The sequence below is a fragment of the Anoxybacillus sp. ST70 genome, from assembly GCF_019553625.1.
GTDB classification, from domain to species: domain Bacteria; phylum Bacillota; class Bacilli; order Bacillales; family Anoxybacillaceae; genus Anoxybacillus; species Anoxybacillus gonensis.
Genome location: NZ_JAHZOF010000054.1, coordinates 1 through 245, shown reverse-complemented (window position 1 = coordinate 245; position 245 = coordinate 1). Strand labels below are relative to the sequence as shown.

The following is a 245-nucleotide window of genomic DNA, read 5'->3' as shown; positions in this document are numbered from 1 at the left end:
AAACAGCTCATTCATCAACTCATTCAAGAAAATGAACATTTGCGTCAAGAAAACAAACAGCTACGCAAAGAAAATGAACAACTCAAGCATCGCGTTCAAGAGCTGGAAGCACGCACGAAAAAAAAAAACAGCTCCAATAGCCATTTGCCCCCATCTTCTGACCGTTTTGAGAAAAGCGTTCCTCCCGCGAGCCGTCTGGCAAAAAGCCTGGTGGGCAAGAGGGACATGAGGGGACGACGCTCCGT

At 47.3% G+C, this 245-nt stretch carries 1 pseudogene; it reads left to right on the top strand.

What is annotated here, in order from left to right:
• A pseudogene (locus tag K1I43_RS15565) lies at window positions 1–245 on the top strand (DUF6444 domain-containing protein); the annotation flags it as partial.